The sequence below is a fragment of the Saccharothrix sp. NRRL B-16348 genome, assembly GCF_001280085.1.
Lineage (GTDB): Bacteria > Actinomycetota > Actinomycetes > Mycobacteriales > Pseudonocardiaceae > Actinosynnema.
On record NZ_LGED01000219.1, the window covers coordinates 81,799 to 106,870 of the forward strand.

General features: G+C 71.9%; 26 protein-coding genes. 11 read left to right on the forward strand and 15 right to left on the reverse strand.

All coding sequences use genetic code 11. The annotated features are described in order from the left end of the window. Positions 1-149: 149 nt before the first annotated feature. Positions 150-1,397: a hypothetical protein gene (locus ADK67_RS30710; RefSeq protein ID WP_053720031.1), complete on the forward strand. Its 1,248-nt coding sequence runs from the start codon at positions 150-152 to the stop codon at positions 1,395-1,397. Between the two features lie 53 nt (positions 1,398-1,450). Here ADK67_RS30710 and ADK67_RS30715 read toward each other — a convergent pair whose 3' ends face one another. From ADK67_RS30715 to ADK67_RS30730, 4 genes are all read right to left on the reverse strand, one after another. Then, positions 1,451-1,822: a hypothetical protein gene (locus ADK67_RS30715; protein WP_053720032.1), complete on the reverse strand. Its 372-nt coding sequence runs from the start codon at positions 1,820-1,822 to the stop codon at positions 1,451-1,453. Between the two features lie 118 nt (positions 1,823-1,940). Then, positions 1,941-3,353 carry a dihydrolipoyl dehydrogenase family protein gene (locus ADK67_RS30720; protein ID WP_082404060.1) on the reverse strand — a complete coding sequence of 471 codons (1,413 nt, stop codon included), beginning with the start codon at positions 3,351-3,353 and terminating at the stop codon, positions 1,941-1,943. A 36-nt stretch (positions 3,354-3,389) separates the two neighbouring features. Next, on the reverse strand, positions 3,390-4,070 hold the full coding sequence (locus ADK67_RS30725; RefSeq protein ID WP_231648423.1) for a TetR/AcrR family transcriptional regulator: 681 nt from the start codon (positions 4,068-4,070) through the stop codon (positions 3,390-3,392). A 109-nt stretch (positions 4,071-4,179) separates the two neighbouring features. Beyond that, positions 4,180-4,866: a hypothetical protein gene (locus ADK67_RS30730; protein ID WP_157620945.1), complete on the reverse strand. Its 687-nt coding sequence runs from the start codon at positions 4,864-4,866 to the stop codon at positions 4,180-4,182. A gap of 280 nt (positions 4,867-5,146) precedes the next feature. Between ADK67_RS30730 and ADK67_RS30735 the strand changes: the two genes are divergently transcribed. The 3 genes from ADK67_RS30735 (at position 5,147) to ADK67_RS30745 (ending at position 8,826) form a co-directional block, all read left to right on the forward strand. Beyond that, on the forward strand, positions 5,147-6,001 hold the full coding sequence (locus ADK67_RS30735; RefSeq protein ID WP_231648424.1) for an SGNH/GDSL hydrolase family protein: 855 nt from the start codon (positions 5,147-5,149) through the stop codon (positions 5,999-6,001). A gap of 252 nt (positions 6,002-6,253) precedes the next feature. Next, positions 6,254-8,506 (forward strand): HelD family protein, encoded by a 2,253-nt coding sequence (locus ADK67_RS30740; protein ID WP_053720035.1) that lies wholly within the window; start codon positions 6,254-6,256, stop codon positions 8,504-8,506. A gap of 62 nt (positions 8,507-8,568) precedes the next feature. Then, entirely contained in the window at positions 8,569-8,826 is a 258-nt protein-coding gene (locus ADK67_RS30745; RefSeq protein WP_053720036.1) for a hypothetical protein, read from the forward strand. 15 nt (positions 8,827-8,841) lie between these two features. Here ADK67_RS30745 and crcB read toward each other — a convergent pair whose 3' ends face one another. Genes crcB through ADK67_RS30760 form a run of 3 tightly spaced genes read right to left on the reverse strand, consistent with a single transcriptional unit; the run spans position 8,842 to position 9,951 of the window. Beyond that, on the reverse strand, positions 8,842-9,174 hold the full coding sequence (gene crcB / locus ADK67_RS30750) for a fluoride efflux transporter CrcB (RefSeq protein ID WP_053720037.1): 333 nt from the start codon (positions 9,172-9,174) through the stop codon (positions 8,842-8,844). Next, positions 9,171-9,524, reverse strand: coding sequence for a fluoride efflux transporter FluC (locus ADK67_RS30755; RefSeq protein WP_053720038.1), 354 nt, complete (start codon positions 9,522-9,524; stop codon positions 9,171-9,173). The genes crcB and ADK67_RS30755 overlap by 4 nt, the downstream gene beginning before the upstream one ends. Next, positions 9,514-9,951: a MarR family winged helix-turn-helix transcriptional regulator gene (locus tag ADK67_RS30760; protein ID WP_053720039.1), complete on the reverse strand. Its 438-nt coding sequence runs from the start codon at positions 9,949-9,951 to the stop codon at positions 9,514-9,516. Before ADK67_RS30760 ends, ADK67_RS30755 begins: the two co-directional genes overlap by 11 nt. 53 nt (positions 9,952-10,004) lie before the next feature. On the opposite strand from ADK67_RS30760, the gene ADK67_RS30765 reads away from it, so the two are divergent. Genes ADK67_RS30765 through ADK67_RS30775 form a run of 3 tightly spaced genes read left to right on the forward strand, consistent with a single transcriptional unit; the run spans position 10,005 to position 14,195 of the window. Then, positions 10,005-11,285, forward strand: coding sequence for an MFS transporter (locus tag ADK67_RS30765; protein WP_063797770.1), 1,281 nt, complete (start codon positions 10,005-10,007; stop codon positions 11,283-11,285). Between the two features lie 54 nt (positions 11,286-11,339). Then, entirely contained in the window at positions 11,340-12,146 is an 807-nt protein-coding gene (locus tag ADK67_RS30770) for an SAM-dependent methyltransferase (RefSeq protein WP_053720040.1), read from the forward strand. A 6-nt stretch (positions 12,147-12,152) separates the two neighbouring features. Beyond that, positions 12,153-14,195, forward strand: coding sequence for an EAL domain-containing protein (locus tag ADK67_RS30775; protein ID WP_053720041.1), 2,043 nt, complete (start codon positions 12,153-12,155; stop codon positions 14,193-14,195). On the opposite strand, the gene ADK67_RS30780 is transcribed toward ADK67_RS30775, so the two are convergent. The 5 genes from ADK67_RS30780 to ADK67_RS30800 form a co-directional block, all read right to left on the reverse strand. Further along, a complete protein-coding gene (locus tag ADK67_RS30780) occupies positions 14,192-15,559 on the reverse strand; it encodes an NAD(P)(+) transhydrogenase (Re/Si-specific) subunit beta (RefSeq protein ID WP_053720042.1) in 1,368 nt (455 codons plus the stop codon). The genes ADK67_RS30775 and ADK67_RS30780 overlap by 4 nt on opposite strands. Next, positions 15,556-15,879, reverse strand: a complete 324-nt coding sequence (locus ADK67_RS30785; protein WP_442974208.1) for an NAD(P) transhydrogenase subunit alpha — start codon at positions 15,877-15,879, stop codon at positions 15,556-15,558. Before ADK67_RS30785 ends, ADK67_RS30780 begins: the two co-directional genes overlap by 4 nt. Continuing rightward, a complete protein-coding gene (locus tag ADK67_RS30790) occupies positions 15,876-16,973 on the reverse strand; it encodes a Re/Si-specific NAD(P)(+) transhydrogenase subunit alpha (protein WP_053720043.1) in 1,098 nt (365 codons plus the stop codon). The genes ADK67_RS30785 and ADK67_RS30790 overlap by 4 nt, the downstream gene beginning before the upstream one ends. Before the next feature lie 95 nt (positions 16,974-17,068). Then, positions 17,069-18,238: a nitric oxide synthase oxygenase gene (locus tag ADK67_RS30795; RefSeq protein WP_053720044.1), complete on the reverse strand. Its 1,170-nt coding sequence runs from the start codon at positions 18,236-18,238 to the stop codon at positions 17,069-17,071. A gap of 201 nt (positions 18,239-18,439) precedes the next feature. Next, complete coding sequence (locus ADK67_RS30800; protein WP_053720045.1) at positions 18,440-19,543, reverse strand: FAD-dependent monooxygenase; 1,104 nt, start codon at positions 19,541-19,543, stop codon at positions 18,440-18,442. Positions 19,544-19,603: 60 nt separating this feature from the next. On the opposite strand from ADK67_RS30800, the gene ADK67_RS30805 reads away from it, so the two are divergent. Both ADK67_RS30805 and ADK67_RS30810 read left to right on the forward strand, forming a co-directional pair. Continuing rightward, the gene (locus ADK67_RS30805; RefSeq protein WP_063797771.1) at positions 19,604-20,188 is read left to right on the forward strand and encodes a TetR/AcrR family transcriptional regulator; all 585 of its coding nucleotides are present in this window, start codon (positions 19,604-19,606) and stop codon (positions 20,186-20,188) included. 122 nt (positions 20,189-20,310) lie between these two features. Continuing rightward, positions 20,311-21,483 carry a macrolide family glycosyltransferase gene (locus tag ADK67_RS30810; RefSeq protein ID WP_442974210.1) on the forward strand — a complete coding sequence of 391 codons (1,173 nt, stop codon included), beginning with the start codon at positions 20,311-20,313 and terminating at the stop codon, positions 21,481-21,483. Between the two features lie 39 nt (positions 21,484-21,522). Here ADK67_RS30810 and ADK67_RS30815 read toward each other — a convergent pair whose 3' ends face one another. From ADK67_RS30815 to ADK67_RS30825, 3 genes are read right to left on the reverse strand one after another with little or no spacing between them, the layout of a single operon-like run. Then, positions 21,523-21,762 (reverse strand): helix-turn-helix transcriptional regulator, encoded by a 240-nt coding sequence (locus ADK67_RS30815; protein WP_053720047.1) that lies wholly within the window; start codon positions 21,760-21,762, stop codon positions 21,523-21,525. Then, complete coding sequence (locus tag ADK67_RS30820; RefSeq protein WP_053720048.1) at positions 21,759-22,610, reverse strand: ABC transporter permease; 852 nt, start codon at positions 22,608-22,610, stop codon at positions 21,759-21,761. The genes ADK67_RS30815 and ADK67_RS30820 overlap by 4 nt, the downstream gene beginning before the upstream one ends. Beyond that, positions 22,607-23,479, reverse strand: a complete 873-nt coding sequence (locus tag ADK67_RS30825) for an ABC transporter ATP-binding protein (protein WP_082404072.1) — start codon at positions 23,477-23,479, stop codon at positions 22,607-22,609. The genes ADK67_RS30820 and ADK67_RS30825 overlap by 4 nt, the downstream gene beginning before the upstream one ends. 187 nt (positions 23,480-23,666) lie before the next feature. Between ADK67_RS30825 and ADK67_RS30830 the strand changes: the two genes are divergently transcribed. Together ADK67_RS30830 and ADK67_RS30835 are read left to right on the forward strand one after the other, a co-directional pair. Beyond that, positions 23,667-24,866, forward strand: a complete 1,200-nt coding sequence (locus tag ADK67_RS30830; protein WP_053720049.1) for a cytochrome P450 — start codon at positions 23,667-23,669, stop codon at positions 24,864-24,866. Then, positions 24,863-25,057 carry a ferredoxin gene (locus ADK67_RS30835; protein ID WP_053720050.1) on the forward strand — a complete coding sequence of 65 codons (195 nt, stop codon included), beginning with the start codon at positions 24,863-24,865 and terminating at the stop codon, positions 25,055-25,057. Before ADK67_RS30830 ends, ADK67_RS30835 begins: the two co-directional genes overlap by 4 nt. Positions 25,058-25,072: the final 15 nt, after the last annotated feature.

Genomic DNA, 25,072 nt, shown 5'->3' on the forward strand with positions numbered 1-25,072 from the left:
CCAGCGATGCGCGCGGCCGGCCGTCACCCGACGGCGCTACCGTGTCCGACCGTGTGGAACGCCGAACGTCAGACCGGGTGGCACGCCGACGTGACCGCGGGGCACGCCGACGTGCGGACCGCCGAACGGCGCGATCTCGTGGTGATCCCGTGCGGCTGATCCGACTCGGGACCGAGCCCTCCGCGGTGGGCGCCGACGTGCGCGCCGCGTTGAGCACGTGGGGCAACGGCGACGCCGTGCTCGGCGGTGTCGCGCTGCTCGGGGTGCGACCGCCGGACAGCCCGCGCGACCTGGACGCGGTGATCGTGCTGCCGCGCGGCGTGCTCGTGGTCGTCGGCGTCGACCTGCCGGACCCGGCCATGCGGCTGGAGGCGCCGCTCAACGGGCAGTGGAAGATCGACGGCTGGCCGCTGACCCGGACGGACGGCGCGACGAGCCCGGCCGCCGAGGCGCTGGCGGCCACCACCGCCGTCGCCCGCCGCATCCAGGACATGCGCGGCGAGCCGCTGCCGGTCACCACCGTCGTCGCCGTCGGCCCGTACGTCGGCCAGGTCGTGCAGTCGACCGTCGACCTGAACCGCGGCGTGCGCGTCCTGCACCCGAAGCCGACCACGCTGCTCGCCGCCGCGCGCGAGCTGGCCACCAGCGACCGGCCGTGCTCGGCCGAGCACGCGGCCAAGCTGGTCGCCGTGCTCGCGCCGACCGGCGCGCCGCCGAGCCGTCAGCACCTGATCGCCGAGGGCTTCTCCGACGCGGCCGCCGACCTGGCGTCGGCCAGCACGATGCTGCTGCCGAAGGTCGCGCCCGCACCGGCCGGCCGCAAGCTGCTGCCCTACGCGGCCGGCGCGGTCGTCGCCGTGCTGCTGGTCATCGCCTTGATCATCTCGCTGTCGTCGAGCGACGCGGCGGACAGCTCGACGACCACCACGCCGACGCCGCAGCCGACCACGGTCGTGGTGGACGGCCGGAACTTCTCGCCGCGCGGCGCGGACCGGACCGACGACTGCGCCTCGCACGCGTTCGGCGACGTCCGGGCGTGGCTGACCTCGCACCTGTGCATGCAGCTGCGGCGCGCCCAGTACGAGACCACAGTGGACGGACGGAAGGTCGGCGTCGCGATCGCCGAGCTGAGCCTGCCCGACGCCACCCGGGCGACGGAGCTGCACGCGATCGCGTCGGCGGCGGGCTCGGGCGGCGTCACCGCCCTCGTCAAGGAGGGCAAGGGCTGGCCGGGCGGTCCGGCGTCGTTCGACCGGTCGGCGATCCGCGTGTCGGCGAAGGGCGCTCAGCTGCGCATCACGCAGGTGGTGTGGACCGAGGGCGAGCAGGACCCGGCCGACCCGGAGCTGACCAAGATCGCCGAGCAGGCGTTGCGGCTGCCCGCCGCGCAGGGCTGAGCACCGGGGACGGACCCAGCGGCGAAACCCCCAACGGCCCTGAACAGCCCAGGTCAGCGCCCGGTGCGCACCATGCCGACGCCGATCAACCCGAACGCCACGTGCAGCACGATCACCAGGCCGGCCACCGCGCACAACGTCTCGGTGCCGGGTTTCCCGGCGATCGCGCCGAACGAGAACAACCAGCCGCCGACCGCGATCGCGAATCCGGTGAAGAGCACCGATTTCGGCACGTGGGCCAGGCACAGCAACGCGTTGGACCGCGCGCGGAACAACGTGTGCAGCACGACCGGCACGATCAGGAAGCCCGGCAGGTGCACCGCGACCGGCGACCACGAAGGGCCGCCGGGCAGGAACGTGGACGCGATGACGAAGGCGCACCACAGCACCGCGCCTATCGCGAGAGCCACAGTTCCCCTGGTCACATCCGCAGTGTAATGAGCTGAAGCCGCATTTTGAGGTTAAGAGTCTCTATGGCCGCACGGTCGATACGGCAGTCGGCGGAGGGTGTACACGATGTGCTGACACACCGTGCACACAGCGTCAGAGACCGTAGGCCTCAAGGAGCCTCAACCACACCTCACTGATGGTGGGGTACGCCGGAACGGCGTGCCACAACCGGTCCACGGTGACCTCGCCGACGATCGCGATGGTGGCCGCGTGGATCAGCTCCGCCACGTCCGGACCCGCGAACGTGACGCCGACGAGCGTGCGCTTGCGCTCGTCCACGATCATCCGCGCCTTGCCCCGGTACCCGTCCGCGTGCAGGGACGACCCGGCCACCGCGATGTCCAGGTCGATGACCCGGATCTCCAGGCCGGCCTCGCGCGCCTGCGCCTCGGACCAGCCGACCGCCGCCACTTCGGGATCGGTGAACACCACCTGGGGCACGGCCGTGTGGTCGGCCGTGGCGACCGGCGCGGTCCACGGCTCCGGGTCGGTGGCGCCGGCGACGATCGCCGTGCCGACCGCCCGTGCCGCGTACTTGCCCTGGTGGGTCAGCAACGCGCGGCCCGTGACGTCGCCCGCCGCGTACAGCCAGTCCACTCCGGACACCCGGCCGGTGTCGTCGACCTCCAGCGCCTTGCCCGCCGTGAAGCCGAGCTGCTCCACGCCGAGGTCGAAGGTCGCCGGCTGACGACCGGTCGCGATCAGCAGGTGCGCGCCGGTCACCGCCGTGCCGTCGGACAACTTCAGCGAAACTTCAGCCGAGCCGGCCGAGCCATCAGCGCCGGCCGAACCGTCCGAAGTGGACACACCGACCGCCTTGACCCCGGTGAGGAGGCGGACGCCGTCCTCCCGCAGCCCTTCGGCGACCAGGTCGCCCGCGAACGCCTCGAACTTCGGCAGCGGCCGTTCGCCGGACACGACCAGCGTGACGTCGGACCCGAGCCGGGCCCAGGCCTGCGCCATCTCCACGCCGACCACGCCGCCGCCGAGCACCACCAACGACTTGGGCACCTCCTGCGCGGAGGTCGCCTCGCGGGACGTCCAGTACGGCACGTCCGACAGTCCGGGCAGCGACGGGACGCGCGGCACGCTGCCCGTGCACACCACGACCGCCTTCGTCGCGGTCAGCACGCGGCCGTCCACGTCGACCCGGCGCTCGCCCGCCAGCCTGCCGCGGCCGCGCACCACGGTCAGCCCGGCGCCCTCGGCCCACTCGACCTGGCCCGAGTCGTCCCAGTCGGAGGTGAAGCTGTTGCGCCGCTTCAGCACCTCGGTCGCGTCCAGCCGCGCCCCGACCGGCACGCCCGGCACCCGACGGGCGGCGGCGAGCGCGTGGCCGGGACGCAGCAACGCCTTGCTCGGCATGCACGCCCAGTACGAGCACTCACCGCCGACGCGTTCGGCTTCCACCAATGCGGTCCGCAGTCCACCGGCGGCGGTCCGGGCGGCGGCGTTCTCGCCCACCGGGCCACCGCCGATCACGATCACGTCGAAGTCGTCGCTCACCGGTCCACCCCACACCACCCGGACCGGCGCGGCAAGTCACGAGGGGTCGAACACTCCGGACAACATCTTCAAGATCACTCCGTCCGCGGTGCGCAGCACCACCGGACGCTCGTCGGGATCGACCCGTTCGGCCAGCTTGAACATCGCGTCCGCGGTCTGGGCGGCCATCCGGAACGTCAGCATGACCGGCGCGTCGCCCCGCACCGCGAAGCGGGTCAGGAACAGGTCGCGCAACCGTTCGGCCATCAGCTCGTACTGGTCGACGGAGGCGTCGAGGCGGTGACCGTCGAGCAGGTCGCTGAACCGGACCCTCCCGAAGCCCGGGATCTCGACCAGCATCCGCAGGTAGACGGCGACGACCTGCTGCACCGCTTCCCGCCAGTCCTCGGCGAGCCGACCCTCCGTGAACAGCGATTCCACCCGGCCCAGGTACTCCTCCATGCCGCGCAGGGCCAGCGCGTGCACAACAGAACGCTTGTCCGGGAAGTATTGGTAGAACGATCCAATTGGCACGCCTGCTAGCTCGACGATCCGGGCGGTGGTGATGTCGTCGTAGTCGTAGTCGTTGAGCAGCGTCGCGCAGGCATCGACAATCGCGGACACCGTGGCGGCGCCGCGCTGCTGAACGGGCTGACGACGCATCACCTTGGCTAAGCGGTTTTCGGCGGGATTTTCTGGCACGCGCACATCTTGATGGATACGGACCGGTAAGCCCAAACAGGCGATTCCGGAATGTGATGTGAGGTTCGCTCGGCTTTCGCGGATAGATTTGTTGGGGCGCAAAACTATTTGCATGCCCTGACCGGATCGCGAAATCGGGCCGCCGTCATCGCGATCCGCGCTGCGCCGGGACGGGTTCGGGCAGTTCACCGGGTGTGCCGCCGGGTGTCCCGCCGACCGGCGGCCGTTCGGCGGAAAGCGGTCGGACGATCGGCGTCCCCGGCCGTCGACGCGGTGGCCGAGTCACGTAGGGGCCGACCAGCCGGGCCAGCACCAGCCCCGGCGCGACCAGCGGCACCACCGCCGACAGCGCCACCGCCGTCGCGCCCGCCCTGGCCACGTCCCGCGGGATGACCGCCACCCGGTCGACCACGAACGCCCGCCGCCCGGTGATCGACACCAACCCCATCGCCGCGAGGAACACCGCGAACGACAGCAGCGCCCACTTCACCGCGACGTAGCCGACGTCCTCGGCCGCCGCCATCACCGCGAGCCAGCCGACCAACGCCGACGCCTGCCTGCTCGCACTCGTCATCGCCCACAGCAGACCGCCCGCCACGGCGAGGAACCCGGTGCGCCCGTCGAACCACCCGCGCGTCGCGTCCAGCCACCCCGTCGGCAGGCCGGCCCACCGCACCGGCAGCACCTCCAGCGGGCTCGGCGCGCCGAACGCCTGACCCACCACCCACGCCAAGGACCACGCCGACACGACCACCGCGAGCCCGAGCTGCCACTTCGGCCGGTCCACCGCGACGCGGCACAACCTCGCCAACTCCCGGCGCTTCTCCTTCACCGCCCCAGCGTGCCGGAGCGATCATGCCTCGCGATCCGGTTTCACCCGCGTGCCTTCGCAGAGCCGCTCATCGGGTGGTGGGGCCATGGGGAGGCCATCACCCGACGTGATGCGCGATCCCGCAACGCGGTCGCGATCCCCGGCACCGCGGTCCCACAGCAACGCCGCAACGCCGTCGCGTACCCGCTCGGGTGATCTACCCCTGCTCGCCGGCCCATCACCGTGGCCAAGGCCACATCATGTCCAGCGGACACCACCCGATCACGAAGAGGAGGCGACCGTGCGCAGGCTGCTACCGGCGTTGCTGGCGGCGTTGTCGATCACCTGGACCACCGGTGCGGCGGTCGCCGAACCGGACGGCGCGGAGCCGGACTACGAGTACGTCGCGCTCGGCGACTCGTCCGCCGCGGGACCGCTCATCCCGCAGCAGGACCCGGCCGCGCCGGGCTGCCTGCGCTCGATGCGCAACTGGCCATCCGTGCTGGCCGACCGGATCGGGGCCCGGCTCACGGACGTGACGTGCTCCGGCGCGGTGACCGACGACCTGGCCGGGTCGCAGTCCACCTTCGACGGCACGCAGCCGCCGCAGGCGGACGCGCTGAGCCCGTCGACCGACCTGGTGACGCTGAGCATCGGCGGCAACGACGTCGAGCTGGTCGACGTGGCGGCGGCCTGCGTCAACCTGCTGCCCCAACCGGTCGGCACGTCGTGCCGCGACGAGCTCACCGCCGGCGGCCGGGACCGATTGGCCGAGCGGATCGACGCCTACGCGGCCGAGTTCGCCGCCGCGCTCGACCTGATCTCCGAGCGGGCGCCCGGGGCACGGGTGGTGGTGGTCGGCTACGGCACCTACATCCGGCCCGGCGGCTGCTACCCGGACCAGCCGATCTGGGCCAGGGACGCGGACTACCTGCAGGGGAGCATCCACCGGCTGAACGTGCTGTTCGCCCGGGAAGCGGCCGAGCACGGCGCGTCGTTCGTGGACGTCGAGACGCCGAGCGTGGGCCACGACGCGTGCGCGTCGTCGCGGGCGAGGTGGTTCGAGGGCGTGGCGGCGACCGGCCCGGCCGCGCCGATGCACCCCAACGCGCGAGGCATGGCCGCGATCGGGGGGATCGTCGCCGACCAGCTCTGACGCCCCGCTCCAGCCACCGGGCCGCAGCCCCGACAAGATCGCCAGGCCGTCGTCGAGCACCCGCTCGGCGGCGGCCTTCGCGCGTTCACGGTGGCGGGTCGCGGGCGCGGACTTGTTCACGCACCGGCGGGAAGAACGTGTAGTAGATTAGACGTTCTGCGCATCACGGGCGCAGGACTGTAAGCCCGCAGGAAACCGTCAGCCGCAATGCGACACAGGCTGATAAAACACGCTATCCAGAAATGAGGCACGTTGTCAAGCCCCTCCGATGACCTCCGGCTCGCGGAAACCGAGTCGGAGCAGGAATACGTGTCGATGCTGTACGGCAGGCTGGACGACCTCCGCGATCAGAGCTCGAAGCGCCTGGCCGGGGCGCTGCGGCAAACCGGTGGGACGCACCAGATGCGCTCCGAGCGGGACACCTCGGTGGCCATGTACTCCGACCAGTTGGCGCAGTACAGCGCGGTGGAGAACGGGCTGTGCTTCGGCCGGCTCGACTTCCACACCGACGAACGGTTCTACATCGGCCGGATCGGCTTGTTCGACGAGGACAAGGAGTACGAGCCGCTGCTGATGGACTGGCGCGCGCCCGCCGCCCGCCCGTTCTACCTGGCCACCGCCGCCGCGCCGGAGGGCGTGCGCCGGCGCAGGCACCTGCGGACCAAGCAGCGCAAGGTCGTCGGGTTCGACGACGAGGTGCTGGACATCAACTCGGTCGACCTCGACCGCCGGTCCGAGGGCCTGACCGGCGAGGCCACCCTGCTGGCCGCGGTGAACGCGAGCCGCACCGGCCAGATGGGCGACATCGTCGCGACCATCCAGGCCGAGCAGGACAAGATCATCCGCACCGAGCTGAACGGCGTGGTCGTCGTGCAGGGCGGTCCGGGCACCGGCAAGACGGCGGTCGCGCTGCACCGCGCGGCGTACCTGCTCTACACGCACCGGCGGCAGCTGGCGAAGCGCGGCGTGCTGGTGGTCGGGCCGAACACGACGTTCCTGCGCTACATCGGGCAGGTGCTGCCGTCGCTGGGCGAGACGGGCGTGCTGCTGTCGACCGTCGGCGAGCTGTTCCCCGGCCTCACCGCGGTCGGCCGGGAGCCCGCCGAGGTGGCCGCGTTGAAGGGCCGCATCGAGATGGCGGACGTGGTGGCGCACGCGATCCGGGACCGGCAGGAGGCGCCGAGCCTGGTCGAGGTGCCGTTCGACGGTGACGTGCTGCGGCTGGACCGGCGGGCGATCAGCGACGCCCGCGGTCGGGCGCGACGCACCCGCCGCCCGCACAACGAGGCGCGGCGCACGTTCCAGCGCGAGATCATCTCCACGCTGGCGTCGCAGGCCGTGTCCCGGCTGGGCAGGCACCTGCTGGACCAGGCCGACATCGACGACATCCGGCGCGAGCTGCGCGAGGACCCCGCCGTGCAGGCCGCGATCGAGAAGCTGTGGCCGACCCTGTCGCCGCAGCGGCTGCTCGAAGACCTGTACGCGTCGCCGAAGCTGATCGCCAAGGCCACGCCGAAGCTCTCCCCCGCCGAGCGCGAGCTGCTGGCCCGTCCGCGCGGCGCCGAGTGGACGCCCGCCGACGTGCCGCTGCTGGACGAGGCGGCGGAACTGCTCGGCGAGGACGACACCGAGGCCAAGGCGCGGGCCGAGCGGCAGCGGCGGCAGGCGATCGACTACGCCCAGGGCGTGCTCGACATCCTCGACCTGGAGGACGACGCCGACCCGGAGATCCTGATGGCGACCGACTTGATGGACGCCTACAAGCTGGCCGAGCGGCACGGCGCGGAGCGCTACGAGACGGCGGCCGAGCGCGCGGCGGCGGACCGGACGTGGACGTTCGGGCACATCATCGTGGACGAGGCGCAGGAGCTGTCCCCGATGGCGTGGCGGACGCTGATGCGCCGGTGCCCGTCCAAGTCCATGACCGTGGTCGGCGACATCGCGCAGACCGGCGACATCGCGGGGGCGTCGTCGTGGCACGAGGTGCTGTCGCCGTACGTGATGGACCGCTGGAAGCTCACCGAGCTGACGGTCAACTACCGGACGCCGTCGGAGATCATGGCCGTGGCGGCGGACGTGCTGGCGTCGGTCGACCCGGACCTCGTGCCGCCGACTTCGGTGCGGGACAGCGGTTTCGCGCCGTGGAGCCTGCGAGCGCCGTCCCTGGACGAGGCGCTGCCCTCGGTGGTGGACAAGGAGGTCGCCGCGATCGGGGACGGCAAGCTGGCGGTGATCGTGCCGTCGGCGTCGGTGGCGTCGCTGCGCGCCGCCGTGCCGGGCGCGTCGGACGACCTCGACGCCCAGGTGGTGGTGCTGGGCGTGACCGACGCGAAGGGCCTGGAGTTCGACTCGGTGCTGGTCGTCGACCCGGCGGGCATCCTCGCCGAGTCGCCGCGCGGTGCGAGCGACCTGTACGTGGCACTGACCCGTGCCACGCAACGACTCGGCGTCGTGCACCCCGGCGAGTTGCCGGAGGTGCTGGGCCGGCTGGAGGCTAGCGTGTAGGCGGTGTCCGGTTTAGAGGCGGCGGCAGGCCGCACCGCAGCCAAGGTCGGCGGCCGGAGCAGTTGACCACTGGCGCGGTCCTGGTGGCGGGGTCGCTGCTCGTCGCGGTGCAGGAGGAGTCCAACGGGCTCCGGGGCCGTGACGTCGACAAGGCCGAGATCCACCGGTTCTCGGAACTGCTGCGCAGCCAGGTGGCGCAGGAGCACGCGGTGATCCGCATGCCGAACCCGGGCCTGCGGCCGGTCCGTGCCCTGCCGCTCGGTGATCCTTGGCGATCCGCGCATCTGAAGAGGTCCGGGGCTTCCTCGACCGGTGGATGAGGCAGGTGTTCAACGTCATCGGGTAAGGGCGTAGCCGAGGGCGGCGGCGGCAAGGCCGGTGGACAGGCTCGCGGTGACGTTGGCCAGGGCTTGGAGGTAGCGGCCGTCCTCGGTCAGCCGGACGGTTTCGTAGCTGAACGTGCTGTAGGTGGTCAGGCCGCCGCACAGGCCGATCCCGACCAGGGCGAACAGGTCCGGTGACGTGCCGGCCACGCAGCCGAGCACGAACGAGCCGACGACGTTGACCGCGAGGGTCGCCCAGGGGAACGTCCGCTGCACCAACCTGCCGGCCAAGTACCGCAGCGACGCGCCCACCGCCGCCCCGACGAACACCATCACCACCGTCATGGCCACACCCGGCGGGTCGCGGCCATGGCGGCGAAGGTCGCGCACAGCGCCAGGAACAGGGTGCCGACCAGGTAGGCCACCGCGGTCAGCCCACCCAGCCGCACCGCGTCCAGCGCGTAGCCCGAGAACGTGGTGAAGCCGCCGAGCACCCCGATGCCGAGGAACGGCCGGGCGAGCGGGTGCAGGCGGGGCACCAGGACCATCAGGACACCGATCAGCGCGCAGCCGACGACGTTGATCAGCAGCGTGCCCCACGGTCCGGGCACCACCGCGGCCAGGCCGTACCGCGCCAGGCCGCCGAGGCCGCCGCCCAGCGCGACGGCCGTCACGGTCCGGGCCTCAGTGCGCACGCAGGTGGTCCACCAGGTGGTCGAGGGCGGCCAGGGCGCGGACCACGTCGGCGCGCTCGCCCGGGTCGAGCTTGTCCAGCGCCGACCCGATGCGCTTCTCGTGCGCGGCCTGCCAGACGGCCAGCTGCTCGTGCCCCTGCGGTGTCACGGAAAGTCGGGCGACGCGGCGGTCGCTGGGGTCGCCGCCCCGTTCGACCAGACCGTTCTCGATCAGCTGGCCGACGAGCCCGCTTACCGTGTTCGGCGCAAGCCTCAACTCGGCCGCGAGGTCGCCCACGCGCATCGGAGGACGCTCGGCGAGCGTCTGGAGCAACTCCACCTGCGCCATCGGCAGGGAGTCCCACGGCCATTCCGACCGGATGCTCGTGCGCAGTGCCCGGCGGAGCCTCGTGACCACGTCGGTGAGCGAGCGTGCCTCGTCTGACATGCGCGAATGGTACTGGGTCGCGATATGTCGGAGACCGAGATAGTCTGGAGGCGATGAATCGCTCCCTGCGCTGGTTCGTCGCGGAATCACCCCGGCCGCGGCGGGTCGCGACCTGGGCCGGTGCGCCCTGGCTGGCTGTGGCGACGGTGTGCCTCGGCGCGTTCCTCGGCCAGTTCGACGCGAGCGTCGTCACACTCGCCCTGCCCGCATTGCGGGACGACTTCGGCGCTTCACCCGAGTGGGTGTCGTTGGCGTACCTGCTGACGCTGGCCGCGTTCGTCGCGCCGATCGGGAAGTGGTCGGACCGGCGGGGTCGCAAGCTCGTGTACCTGTACGGGTTCGTGGTGTTCACCGGCGCTTCGGTGGCGTGCGCCTTGTCCCGGGACCTGGACGTGCTGATCGCGTTCCGGGTGGTGCAGGCGTTGGGCGCGGCGATGTTGCAGGCCAACAGCGTGGCGCTGGTGGTGGCGGCGGTGCCGCGGGACCGGATGCGCAAGGCGTTGGGCGTGCAGGCCACCGCGCAGGCGTTGGGGCTGGCGCTCGGCCCGACGGTCGGCGGCCTGCTGGTCGAGGCGTTCGGGTGGCAGTGGGTGTTCCTGATCAACGTGCCGGTCGGCGTCGCCGCCCTGGTCGCGGGCCACTTCCTGCTGCCCCGCACGCACGAGCGCGGCAGCGGGCCGGTCGACGGGCTCGCCGTCGTGCTGCTCGCCACGGCCACCACCGCGTTGCTGCTGGTGCTGTCCGGCGCGAGCCCGTTCCTGCTGCTGCTCGCGCTGCCCGCGGGTGTCGGCTACGTGTGGCGCGAACCGCTGGTCCGCCGGGTCAAGGGCGGCCTGGTCGGCGCGGTGTGCGGCTACCTGGTGCTGTTCGGACCGCTGGTCCTGGTGCCGTTCACGTCCGACCGCGGCCCGTTCGAGACCGGGTTGCTGCTCACCGCGCTGCCGGTCGGGTTCGCGCTCGGCGCGGCGTCGCCGTGGCGCGTGCCCCGAGCGGGCGCGGCACTGTCCACAGTGGCCTGCGGGGTGCTCGCCTGGCACGTGCACCCGGTCGCCCTGGTCGCGCTGGGGCTCGGGCTGGGCCTCTTCACCCCGGCCAACAACGCGGCCGTGCTCGGCGCCCTCCCCCGCGGTGACGCCGGATCGGGTGGCGGACTGGTGAACCTCGCCCGCGCGCTCGGCACCGCGTTCGGCGTGGCGGTCCCGCTCTTCGTGCACGCGCAGTGGGGAGCGAGGGTGGCGTTCGGGGCACTTGCCGTGATCGCACTGGTGACCGTGTGTACGCCGATCGGGGACAAGCGGCCCTGTCTTCGCCCGCGAGTTCCCCCGGATCAGTAATCTCGCCCCGGCGGGGCGAAGGCTCGGGCTGGCACACACACGGGTGAGGACGAGGTGGCGGATCGGCTGAGCTGGGTCCCCGACGACGTGAACACGGGGCTGCCCAGCGCCGCACGGCTCTACGACTACCTGCTCGGCGGCGGGCACAACTTCGCGGCCGACCGCGAGCTCGCGGAGGAGTTCCTGCGCGCCCAACCCAACGGCCGCACCATCGCCCGCCTCAACCGCGCGTTCCTGCGCCGGGCCGTGCTGCACCTGGTCGACGCGGGCGTGCGGCAGTTCCTCGACCTGGGCTCCGGCATCCCGACCGTCGGCAACGTGCACGAGATCGCGCGGAAGGCGGCGCCCGAGTCACGCGTGGTGTACGTGGACTTCGAGGACGTCGCCGTCGCGCACAGCCGGATGATCCTGGCCGACGACGACCAGTCCGACGTCCTGCAGGAGGACCTCACCGAGCCGGACGCGGTGCTGGCGGGCGTCCGCGACACCGGCCTGATCGACTTCGCCGAGCCGGTCGGCGTGCTCGCCGTGGGGGTGTTCCACTTCGTGCCGCCCGAGCGCGACCCGGCGGGCGTGGTCGCCGCGTACCGCGACGCCGTGCCGGCGGGCAGCCACCTCGCCCTCTCCCAGTTCACGTCCGACCTGCAACCCGAGGAGATGGCCGGCGTCGTGGCGGTGATGCGCCAGAGCCCGGACCCGATGTTCCCGCGCGGCCACGCCGAGATCACCGCCCTGTTCGACGGCTTCGAGCTGGTCGAGCCCGGCGTGGTGCCGCTGCCGGACTGGCGGCCGGAGGAGGGTTCCGTCGAGGAGGACGCCGACCGGGCGGGCATCTTCGCCGGCGTGGGGCGCAAGAAGTGAGCCGACATGTCGCCACGCGCTAGGACCCGGCGGCAGGACATCGCGCGGGAGTGGATGCGGGCGGTCTACCCGACCGCGTACGTGCCGATGTCGCCGGTCGAGATCGAGCTGTACCTGCTGGAGTTCGTGGACGTGATCGTCGACGCGGTCCAGGCCGAGCCGTTCGCCGTCGAACCGGTCGGCGTGGTGGGCCAACGGCTGGTCGAGGCGCACTTCACCGGGCCGGAGACGTTGCAGCGCACGGTGGACGTGCTCGGGCACGCCCTGCTGTTCAGCCCGGAGCTGCAGGGCGTGCCGCGGCTGGCGGAGAAGGTCGTCGCCATCCTCGGCAGCGTGAGCACCGGTTTCGCCACCGCGATGCGGTTGGACGCGCTGGACCAGCAGGAGGAGGTCAAGCACGCGCTCATGGCGGCCAAGCTGCGGGCCGAACGCGTGCTGGCGGCCAGCGAGGCCAGGTTCCGCGAGGTGTTCGACTCCGCCGCGTTCGGCATCGTGATCACCGACCTGCGCGGCCGGTGCGTCGAGGTGAACGAGGCGCTGGCCGAGATGATCGGCCGCGACCGCGGCGAGCTGACCGGGCGGCGGCTGGTCGAGCTGTTCGACCCGGCCGACGCCGACGCGCTCGCGAACAAGTACCGGGCGGTCGGCGAGGGCCGGGTCGAGCGGATGCGCGAGCAGCGGCGGCTGCTGCGCGAGGACGGCGAGCCGGTGTGGGTGCACCTGGGGATGTCGTCGCTGCGTGACGCGGACGGCGAGCCCGCGTACCACGTGACCATGGTCGAGGACGTCAGCGAGCTGCACCTGCTGCAGAAGAACCTGGACTTCCAGCTGCTGCACGACTCGCTGACCGGCCTGTCCAACCGGCAGCGCCTCGCCACCCGGCTGGAGAGGCTGCACGGCACGTCACCGGGCGGGGTCACGCTCTACCACCTCGGCCTCGACGCGTTCTCGCTGGTGAACAACGGTCTCGGCCACGCGGTCGGCGACCGGCTGCTCACCGAGGTCGGCCACCGGCTCGAAGCCCTGGTGGACGGCGATGCCGCACTGGTCGCCCGGATGGGCGGCGACGAGTTCGGCATCGTGGTGGACCACTCGCCGGCCACGCCGAGCGTGCCCGACATGGTCGACCGGATCAACGACGCGCTGCGGCGGCCGATGGACCACGGCGTCGCCCTGTCCGCGTCCATCGGCGTGGTCGACCGGCCGCCCGCCGGGTGGGGCGTCGCGGAGATCCTGCGCGCGGGCGACGCGACGTTGCGCCGGGCCAAGTCTCGCGGGAAGCGGCAGTGGCTGCCCTACGACAAGCACGCCGACCAGCTACTGAGGGAACGGCAGGCGCGGGCCACTCGGATGGCCGGCGCGTTGGACGAGCAGGAGCTGGAGGTCGAGTACCAGCCGGTGGTCGACCTGGTCGACGGACGGGTGCTCGGCCACGTGGCCCGGCTGCGCTGGGACGAGGTCGGGCACGACGAGTGCGTGGAGCTGGCCGAGGAGACCGGCCTGTCGCTGGCGCTCGGCCAGTGGGCGCTGCACGAGGCCGCGGCCGCCGCGAACGGAGCGGAGTCCTCCGGCACCCTGTACTTCGAGCTGTCGCCCATGCAGTCCCGCGACGAGGACCTGGTGCGCACGGTGAAGCGGACGTTGGACGAGACCGGCCTGCCCGCGTCCCGGCTGCGGATCTTCCTGGACACCCGGTCGATGCTCGAAGGCAGGGGCGACGACAACGCGCAGGTGTTGCGGGACAACGGGATCGCCACCGGGCTGTCCCGGTTCAACGGCGGCCAGGCCGAGCTGTCGCTGTTCAGCGAGCTGCCGGTGGACTCGCTGGTCCTCGACCCGTCCATCGTGGACAGGTTCGCCGGGCCGCCGCGCGAGTCGCTCCTGCACACCGCGGTGGAGCGGATGATCCCGCTGATCCGGGAGCACGGGGTGGCGGTGCTGGTGCCGGACCTGTCCACGGAGGAGCGGACGGCGTGGTGGCGGCGGGTCGAGGTGGACGCCGCGTACGGCGACCACCTCGCGCCCGCCGTGCCGGGGTACGAGCTCTAGACGTGCTTCACCGCGGCCAGCAGCTTGGTCAGCGACTCCTTGGCGTCGCCGAACAGCATGGTGGTCTTCGGGTTGTAGAGCAGGCTGTTGTCCACGCCCGCGAAGCCCGGCCGCATCGAGCGCTTCATGAACACCACGGCCTTCGCCCGGTCCACGTCGAAGATCGGCATGCCGTAGATCGGGCTGCTCGGCTCGTCCCGCGCGCCCGGGTTGACCACGTCGTTCGCGCCGACCACGAGGACCACGTCGACGCTGCCGATGCCGGGGTTGACGTCGTCGAGCTCCTTGAGGTGCTCGTACGGCACGTCCGCCTCGGCGAGCAGCACGTTCATGTGGCCCGGCATCCGACCCGCGACCGGGTGGATGCCGTAGTGCACCGTGACGCCGCGCTGCTCCAGCACCTGCGCCAGCTCCCGCGCCGCGTGCTGGCCCTGCGCCACGGCCAGGCCGTAACCGGGGACCACCAGCACGGAGTGGGCGTAGCCGAGCATGATGGCCACGTCGTCCACCGTGCCGGCGCGCACGGTGCGCTGTTCGTCGGTCGCCGCGGTCGCCGTGGTGGCCTTGAAGGCGCCGAACAGGATGTTGGTCAGCGGCCGACCCATGGCCTGGGCCATCAGCCGGGTCAGGATCGTGCCGGACGCGCCGACGAGAGTGCCCGCGACGATCAGCAGGGTGTTGGCCAGCACGTAGCCGGACGCCGCGACGGCCAGGCCGGTGAACGCGTTGAGCAGCGAGATCGCGATCGGCACGTCCGCGCCGCCCACCGGCAGCACGAACAGCACGCCCAGCGCGAGACCCGCCAGCGCCAGCAGCACCAGCAGCACGCCGCTGCCGGTCAGCACGACCGACAGCGCGAGCAGCGCGCTCACCGCCGCCGCGCCCACGCCGAGCAGCTGACCGGCGGGCAGCAGCACCGGCCGGGTGGTCATGATCTCCTGGAGCTTGAGGAACGTGACCACGCTGCCGGAGAAGCTGACCGACCCGATCAGCACGGTGAGCACCGTGAAGAGCTGGAACAGCACCGAGCCGTGCGGCACGGCCAGGAACTCGGTCAACGCCACCAGCGCCGCCGCCGCGCCGCCGACGCCGTTGAACAGCGCCACCATCTGCGGGATGGCGGTCATCTTCACCGACCGCGCCGCCGGGATGCCCACCACCACGCCCGCGGCCACCGCGAGCACGATCAGCAGACCGTTGCGGACCGCGCCGTGGACGTACGCCGTGACCACGGCCAGCGCCATGCCCGCCGCGCCGAGCAGGTTGCCCGCGCGGGCGTACCTCGGCGTGCTCAGGCCCTTGAGCGCCAGCACGAAGCACAGCGCGGCGACCAGGTACGCGAGCTGGACCCAGGTGGGGCTCACCCGCCCACCTCCTTGTGCCCGTTGGCCCCGCTCCTGACGGGTTTGCCCGCCTTGTGGCCCTTGAACATCTCCAGCATCCGGTCGGTCACCACGAAGCCGCCGACCACGTTGACCGTGGCCAGGAAGACCGCGGCCAGGCCGAGCGTGACCTCCAGCGCGCCCTCGGCCCGGCCGGTGATCAGGATCGCGCCGACCAGGATCACGCCGTGGATCGCGTTCGCGCCCGACATCAGCGGCGTGTGCAGGATCGTGGACACCTTCGACACGACCTCGAAGCCGACGAACACGGCCAGCACGAAGATCGTCAACAGGTCGATCACGGCAGCTCCCTCCTCAGCTCGCCCGCGTGCGTGAGGCAGCAGCCGGCCAGCACCTCGTCGGTGAGGTCCGGCACGACCTGGCCGTCCTTCGTCATCATCATCAGGAGGTTGGCCACGTTGCGCGCGTAGAGCCTGCTGGCGTGCACGGGCATGCCGCTCGGCATGTTCTTGGCGCCGTAGACCAGCACCTCGCCGACCCAGGTCTCCTCGCCCGGGCTGCTGGCGGTGACGTTGCCGCCGGACTCGGCGGCCAGGTCGACCACCACCGAGCCGGGCGCCATCGCCTTGAGCATGTCGTTGGTGACCAGCACGGGCGCCTTGCGGCCCGGGATGGCGGCGGTGGAGATCACCACGTCGGACGCGGCGACCCGTTCCGCGATCAGCTCGCGCTGGCGTTCCAGGAACGTCTCCGACTGCGCCTCGGCGTACACGCCCTGCTGCGTTTCGAGGTCCAGTTCGAGGAACCTCGCGCCGAGGCTCTTGACCTCGTCCTTGGCCGCCGCACGCACGTCGTAGGCCTCGACCACGGCGCCGAGGCGTCGTGCCGTGGCGATGGCCTGCAACCCCGCCACGCCAGCGCCGAGGACGAGCACCTTGGCGGGCGGGATGGTGCCCGCCGCCGTGGTGAACATGGGCAGGAACTTGGGCAGCCGGTTGGCCGCCTCCATCACCGCGCGGTAGCCCGCGACCAGCGCCTGCGACGACAGGGCGTCCGCGGACTGCGCCCTGGTCACCCTCGGCAGCAGGTCGAGGCTGAACGCGGTGACCTTGTTGGCCTTGAGCACCTCGACCAGCTCGGGCTCGCTGTTGGGTTGCAGGAAGCTGATCGTGATGTCGCCCTCGCGGAGGGCGGCGGCCTGCTCGGGTGTCGGTGGTTGGACGGAGACGATCACGTCGGACTGCCCGGCCGGGTGGTCGGCGATGACGTTCGCACCGGCTGCGCGGTAGGCGGCGTCCGAGGCGTGGGCGTGTCTGCCCGCTCCGGCTTGCACGTCCACCGTGAGTCCGGCACCGATCAGCGTGGTCACCGTTTCCGGTAGACCGGCTACGCGGCGCTCGGCGGGCCGCGCCTCGACGGGTATGCCCACTCTCACGGAGAGTCACCCTAGACCGCTGAAGGTGATCTACGCCACAGGTGCGCCTTAACTTTGACCGTACGTACGTCTTGCTGAGACTTTGCGGCGGGTCCTCAGTGGATCACCGGGCAGACGCCCGTGGTGTCGCCGGGGAAGAAGTTCGGCACCAGCTCGCGCTTGTCGTAGTACCGGTGGAAGACGCTGGTGATCCCGCTCGACATCGGCGGCACGATCCACGTCCAGTCCGCCGGGCACGAGCGGCCCGCCTCCTCCTCCTTCTTGATGTGCGTGAGGAACCGGTCCGACTCGGTGTGGTGGTCGGTGATCGTCACGCCCGCCACCGCGAACGAGTGCAGCACCGCGCGGTTCAGCTCGACCAGCACCCGGTCCTGCCACAGCGTCCGCACCGACGACGTGTCCAGGCCCATCCGCCTGCCCAGGTAGGGCAGCAGGTCGTAGCGGTCGGCGTCGGCGAAGTTGCGGGCGCCGATCTCGGTGCCCATGTACCAGCCGTTGAACGGCGCGGCCGGGTAGTCGATCCCGCCGATGCGCAGCCGCATGTTGCTGATCGCGGGCACGGCGTGCCAGCGCAGCCCCAGGTCGGCCAGCCACGGCAGCTCGGGGTGGCCGATCGGCACTTCGAGCACCGCGTCGGGCGGCAGTTCGACCAGGGCCGGTTCGGCGTCCTCCCGCTCCACGATCAGCGGCAGCACGTCGAACGGGCCTCTTCGGGCGGGCGGGCGCCAGCCCATGTCGATGGCCTTCTCGGTCAGCTCGGCGTTGCGCCGGTCGCCGAGCACGCCGCCGTCCGCGCCGACGTAGCCCGCGTACCGGACCAGCTGCTCGTTGCGGATGCGGGGCGCGGGCCTGCCGGGGTCGTCCGGGGCGAACACGGTGATCACGGGGCGGACCTTGCCGCCGTTGGCGGCGAGCTTGAGGTGCTCGACGCACTCGTCCGCGATCTCCTTGGGGTCGCGCAGGTCGCGCAGGTCGCGGACCTTGAGGCTGCGCCAGTACAGCCGGCCGATGCAGCGCGCGCTGTTGCGCCACGCCACCCGTGCGCCGAACGTCAGCTCGTCGGGCGTGTGGCGGTACGTGCCGGTGGCGGCGACCTCGGCGTGCACCTCGGCGAGGCGGTCTTCGACCGGGCCGAGCTCGGGGTGCTCGGCGTGGTGCAGTCGGATGAACTCGTCGGCCTCGGCGAGGTCGACGGCGAAAGCGGCGGGGGCGGTGGCGTCGTGCAGGGGGATGGCTTCAGCCGGACACGAGGGGACGGGGGCCATGGCGGGACACCGTAGTTGCCCTTTCGTGGTTGTCGCACCGCCGTGCCGGGCACCGAGGTGGTGCCGCACCGGGCCGATAGTGTCGCAGCGTGAGTGCTTGATCGCGCAGACGAGTGACGCACCCTGGGAAAACGAGTGATATTCGATCGTTATCCGCTCGAATCACGGCGGTTACCCGTGATTTACCTCACAGCGACTTTTTCACCCAACGGGTGACAACGACGGCGGCGTCCACGCCAGGAACTTCGCCGCCCTCGCCGACCCCACCGACGCCGGGACGGCGCGCATCGCGGCGTCGCGCATCGTCACGGCCACCGGGTTGCGCAGCTGGTGCCCCACCCGCCCGAGCACCCGCGACGCCTTCGCCATCCGCTGCGTGCGCGGTCGGCGTTGCCGGTCGTACTCGGCGAGCGCGGTCGGCACGTCGGCGGCGCGGGCGCACGCGGCGGCCAGCACCACGGCGTCCTCGATCGCCATGCACGCGCCTTGGCCCAGGTAGGGGGTCATCGCGTGGGCTGCGTCGCCGAGCAGCGCCACCCGGCCGCGCACGTAGGTCGGCAGCGGCGCGGCGAGCTCGTGGATGTCGTGCCGCAGCACGGTCTCCGGCGGCGTGGCGTCCAGCAGGGCCGGGATCGGGTCGTGCCAGTCGCCGACCAGGCGGCGCACCTCGCCCCACTCGTCGGCCGAACGGCCACCGGCGGACGCGACCGTCGCCGCGTACCAGCAGACCCGGCCGTCACCCAGTGGGAGGACGCCGAACTCCGTGCCGGGACCGAGGGTCTGGCTGAGGCCGAGGTCCAGCGGGAACCGAGCAGTCGTCACGCTGCGCCACGCCGTGGCGCCCGCGTACACCGACTGGGGCAATGTGGGGAACAACGCCTGCCGGGCGCGGCTGCGGATGCCGTCCGCCGCGACCACCAGGTCCGCGTCCAGGTCGTCCAGCGAGCGCACCTCGGCGTCCGTGACCAGGCATTCCGGCGGCAACGCCGACCGCAGCACCCGGTGCAGGTCCGCCCGGTGCACGGCGACCACGCGGTCCTGCCGCGACGCGTCCACGCGCGTCAGCGTCCGCCCCCTCGGGTCCCGGATGGCACCGGCCACGCGGGGCGTGCCGATCCGCCGCACGTCGTCGGCCAGCCCCAGCGCCGCCAACGCCCGCATGGCGTTCGGCATCACGCCGACACCCGCGCCGACCTCGCCGAACTCCGGCGCGCGTTCGAGCACCTCGACCTCCCACCCGACGTGCCTCAGGGCCACCGCCGCCGTGACACCGCCGAGCCCACCGCCCACCACGACTGCCTTCATCCCCGCTCCTTCTACACCTGTAGAGGGCAGTACTCTACAGGTGTAGAAGGAGGATGCAACGTGACCGAGCGCATGGCCGCCCTCGCCGACGCGGCGATCCACGTGGTGGCCACCAAGGGCATGCGCGGCCTGACCCACCGCGCGGTGGACGCCGAGGCGGGCGTGCCCCCCGGCTCGACCTCGGCCTACTTCCGCACCCGCAAGGCGCTCGTCGAAGGCGTCGTGCAGCGGCTCGCCGACCTCGACAACGCCGAGGTGGTCGACGCGGGCAGGAACCTCCCGCTGGACCTCGACCTGCTCGCCGAAGGCGCCGCGAACGTGTTCGACCGGTGGATGAGCACCGCCCGCGAGCGCACCCTGGCCCGGTACGCGTGCCTGCTGGAGGCCACCCACCACCCCGAGCTGCGCGGCATCCTGGCCCACGGTGAACGGCCGCGCGCGCAGATGCGGGAGTTGCTGGCCGAGTTGGGCGCGGAGGACCCGGAAACCCAGAGCCGGGACCTGGTGGCGTTCCTCGACGGCCTCGTGTTCGACCGGCTGGTCGGCGCGGGCGCGCTCGGGGCGCCCACCCCCGGCACCCCGGAGAGCCGCGCCGAACTGACCGCGGCGATCCGCGCGGCGCTGCGCGGCGTGCTCGGGAAATGAGTGGCGCCCGGCACTACCGTTGATCGCATGTGGGCCTTCGGGATCTTCTACCTCTGAGTGCAGGGCAGCCGTCCACCCCCACGCGCCACGCGTGACGGGGTCTTCGAGCCAACCCTCATCTCATGCGGAGAGTCCTCATGTCGCACATCGCTTTCCTCAACATCCCCGGCCACGGCCACGTCAACCCCACGCTGCCCGTCGTCACCGAACTGGTGAACCGGGGCCACCGGGTCAGCTACGCGGTCGACCCCGGGTTCGCGGACATCGTCGAGCGGGCCGGCGCGACGCCGGTCGTCCACGCCACGACCCTGCCCACCGACGACCAGGAGTGGCCGACCGAGCTGGCGCCGGCCATGCACCTGTTCCTGGCCGAGGCCAAGTCGGTGCTGCCGGTGCTGGAGGCCGCCTTCGCGGACGACCGGCCGGACGTCGTCGTGTACGACATCGGCGCGTGGACGGCGCGCCTGCTGGCGGGCCGCTGGGGCGTGCCCGCGATCCAGTTCTCCCCCACCTTCGTCACGTACGAGGGCTGGGAGGAGGAGATGGGCGACATGGTCGACCAGCCCGAGGTGACCGCGTTCTACGCCGAGCTGGAGGAGTGGCTGGCCGCCGAGGGCGTGGCGATCCCCGGCCCGGCGTACGTCGCCGACCCGGACCGGGCGGTGGTGAGCATCGCGCGGTCGTTCCAGCCGCACAGCGAGTCCGTGCACCCGAAGTACACGTTCGTGGGGCCGTGCCTCGGCGACCGGTCGACGTTCCAGGGCACGTGGGAGCGGCCCGCGGACGACCGGCCGGTGCTGCTGATCTCGTTCGGGTCCGCCTACACCAACGAGCCGGGGATCTACCGGCGGTGCTTCGAGGCGTTCGGCGACCTCGACTGGCACGTGGTGATCGCCATCGGCAAGCACGTCGACCCGGCGTCGCTCGGCGAGCCGCCGTCGAACGTCGAGCTGCACCGGTGGGTGCCGCAGCTGGAGATCCTGTCGCACGCCAAGGTGTTCATCACGCACTGCGGCATGGGCGGCACGATGGAAGGGCTGTACCACGGCGTGCCGATGGTCGGGCTGCCCATGATCGGCGAGCAGGCCATGAACGCCGTCCGCCTGGTCGAGCTGGGCGTCGGCAGGCACATCCCGCGTGACGAGGTCACCGCCGACGGGCTGCGGTCCGCCGTGCTGGAACTGGCGGACGACCCGGACGTGGCGCGGCGGCTGGCCGGGATCAAGGCCGAGATCCGGGCGGCGGGCGGCACGGCCGCGGCGGCCGACGTGATCGAGGCCGAGCTGAAGAAGTGATGGCGAGGGGGCGGCACACGCGTGCCGCCCCCTCTTCGTCTACGCGGACTGCTCGGTGCTGCCCAGCCGGGGGAACGGGTCGGTCGAGAACACGACCTCCACCGGCACCTCGAAGTACTGCGCGATGCGCAGCGCCAGGTACAGGCTGGGGCTGTACTCGCCCCGTTCCAGGTAGCCCACGGTCTGGTAGTGGATGCCCAACGCCTCGGAGAGCTGCCGGCGTGACACTCCCCGTTCCGCGCGCAGCATCGCGATCCGGTTGTAGACGCTTTCGCTCATCGCACCCTCTGCAACGCCGCCTGACGGCGTTGCTCCATGTCCGCTCCGGACTCCCGCCGAGCCATCCGACGCAGGATCGTAGGCGCAAGCGCGAAACCGACCACCGCCCACACCCCGAGGACGCCCACCATCTCCGGGATCCGCCAGGAGCCGCCAAGCTCCACGGCCGCCGCCGCGTCCGGCAGCAGGGCCGCCCTGGCGCCGTGACCCGCCCAGTACACCGGGAACACCTGCGCCACGCCCTGCAGCCAGCCGGGCATCGCCGTGATCGGGTAGAAGATGCCCGAGATCGCCACGATGCCCATCATCGGCAGCATGGTGATGCCCATCGCGCCGCCCGGGCTCTTGGTGATCGACCCGGCGACCGCGCCCCACGGCAGCATCGACGCCATGCCGAGCGCCAGCACGGCGAGCAGGCCGAGCACGCCGCCCACGCCCGCGTCCGCCAGCACGTTCACCAGGAACAGGCCCGGCACCAGCACGATCAGCAGCCCGGACAGGGAGTCCAGCGACGTCTGCACGGCCCGGCCGACCAGGTAGCCGAGCATCCCGTGCGGCACGGCCTTGGCGCGCAGCAGCGTGCCGTCCTCCCGGTTGACCGAGAGCTGGCCCGCGGGGCCGACCAGGCTGCCGAACACGATCCCCATGCCGAGCAGGCCCGGCAGGGTGAGCGCGGCGAGCGAGATGCCGGAGGCGTCGGGGGACGAGTCGCGCTGGAACCACAGGACGGTCAGCGCGGCCAGGCCGGTGAACAGGTTGTACCACTGGTCGGAGCTGCCCATGGAGTGGCGGAACTCGCGCACGCCGCGGTCCACGCCGAGCCGGATGGCCTGCCTCTTGGCGTTCACCGGATCGCCACCTCCTCGTCGGTTGCCTGGCCGCTCTCGTGCCGCTGCACGAGGGCCATGTACGTGTCCTCCAACGTGCTGCGGCGCACCTCCAGCTCGGAGATGCCGGTCGCGTGCTGGCGGAACAGGTCGCGCACGAACGCCGTCGCGTCGTCGGTCGTGTGCACGTGCCGCAGCCCGTCGTGCGTCCAGCGGACCTCGGACTTGCCCGCGACCGTGCGGCTGAGCTGGTCCGGGCTGCCGTCGGCGATGATCCGGCCGCCCGCGAGCACCAGGATCCGGTCGGCCAGCTTCTCCGCCTCGGCCAGGTCGTGCGTGGTCAGCAGGATCGTCATGCCCTCCAGGTCCGACAGCCGGTGCACCAGGTCGTGGAAGTCCCGGCGCGCGTGCGGGTCGAACCCGGCCGTCGGCTCGTCCAGGAACAGCAGGTCCGGCTTGCCGACGATGCCGATGGCCACGTCCAGCCGCCGACGCTGGCCGCCCGAGAGGCTGCTGATCTTCTGGTGCGCGTGCTCGGCCAGGCCGACGGTCTCGATCAGCTCGTCGGTGTCGAACGGCCGCGACTGGTGCGGCGTGCCGTAGGGCGCGTAGTAGCGGCCGAGGTGGTGCAGCAGCTCGCGCACCTTCCAGCGGCCGTGGTCGCGCCACGACTGCAGCACCACGCCCAGCCGCGCGCGCCAAGCCTCGTCGCCGGTGGCCGGGTCGACGCCCAGCACCCGGACGTGGCCGTCGGAGGGCAGCCGGAAGCCCTCCAGGATCTCGATCGTGGTCGTCTTGCCCGCGCCGTTGGGCCCGAGCAGGGCCACCACCTCACCCGGGCCCGCGGTGAAGTCGACCCCGTGCAGCACGTCCGTCGTGCCGTAGCGCATCCGCAGATCGCGCACCTCGATGACCAAGGACCCTCACCTCCCCCTTGTCAGAGTTCTCGGGCATTTTGTAGCACACCTGCTATCAACCGTACTACTGCTATTCCCTTACGGCTTATTTACTTCACGGCTTCGTGAATCTTCTGTATGTTGCGAAGTAGGTCCCTTTACGCACTGGGAGGTGTGCGAGATGACCGAAACGCTGTACTCCGAGCTGCCGAGCCAACGCAGCACGGCGTTCGACCCGCCCGCGGAGTTGGGGTTGCTCCGCGAACGGGCCCCGATCAGCCGGATGAAGTTCCCCGACGGGCACCTGGGGTGGCTCGTGACCAGCTACGAGCTGGCTCGCGAGGTGCACGCGGACCGCCGGTTCAGCAGCCGGGCCGAGCTGCAGCACTCACCGCGGCCGGTGGCCGGCAAGCCGGTGCCGCAACGGCCGCCGGCGAAGCCGGGCATGTTCATCGGAATGGACGCGCCCGACCACACCCGCTACCGCAAGCTGTTGACCGGTCAGTTCACCGTACGGCGGATGAACCAGCTCATGCCGCGGATCGAGGAGATCGTGGCCGAGCACCTGGCCGCGATGCGCGCGTCCGGGACGTCGGCGGACCTGGTGGCGGACTTCGCGCTGCCGGTGCCGTCGATGGTCATCTGCGAGCTGCTGGGGGTGCCCTACGAGGACCGGCAGGCGTTCCAGGAGGACACCGCCAAGGCGCTGCGGCTCGACTCCACGTTCGAGGAGATCATGGAGGCGTTCGAGCGGCTGGAGGACTTCGTGCTCCAGCTGGCGAAGCGCAAGCACGTCGAGCCGGGCGACGACATGCTGTCCGGGTTGATCGCCACCGGCGAGCTGACCGACGAGGAAGTCGCCAACATGGGGCTGCTCCTCCTCGTCGCCGGCCACGAGACCACGGCGAACATGCTGGGCATCGGCACGTTGTTGCTGTTGCAGCACCCCGAGCAGGTGGCGGCGCTGCAGGCCGACCCGTCGTTGGTGGACAACGCGGTCGAGGAGCTGATGCGGTACCTGTCGATCATCCAGTTCGGCACGCTGCGCACGGCGTTGGAGGACGTGGAGATCGGCGGCGTGGTGGTCAAGGCCGGCGAGTCGGTCTCGATCTCCGTGGCCGCGGCCAACCGGGACCCGGCGCGGTTCGAGCGGCCGGACGAGTTCGACGTCCGCCGGTCCGCGGCCGGGCACCTCGCGTTCGGCCACGGCGTGCACCAGTGCCTGGGGCAGCAGTTGGCGCGGATCGAGATGCGCGTCGGGTTCGCCGCGCTGTTCCGGGAGTTCCCGGACCTGCGGCTCGGCGTGCCCGCCGAGGATGTCAAGCTGCGCACCGACATGGCGATCTACGGGGTGCACGAGCTGCCGGTGGAGTTCTCGTGAAGGTGGAAGTCGATCCGGACGTGTGCGCGGGGTCGGGGATGTGCGCGTTGACCGACCCGGCGGTGTTCGACCAGGACGAGGTGGACGGGACGGTCGTGCTGCTGCAGCCGTCCCCGACGGGTGAGCACGAGAAGGCGGCGCGTGAAGCGGCGCACCTGTGCCCGGCCGGCGCCATCCGCGTGCTGGACTGAGGTGAGCTGCCGGGG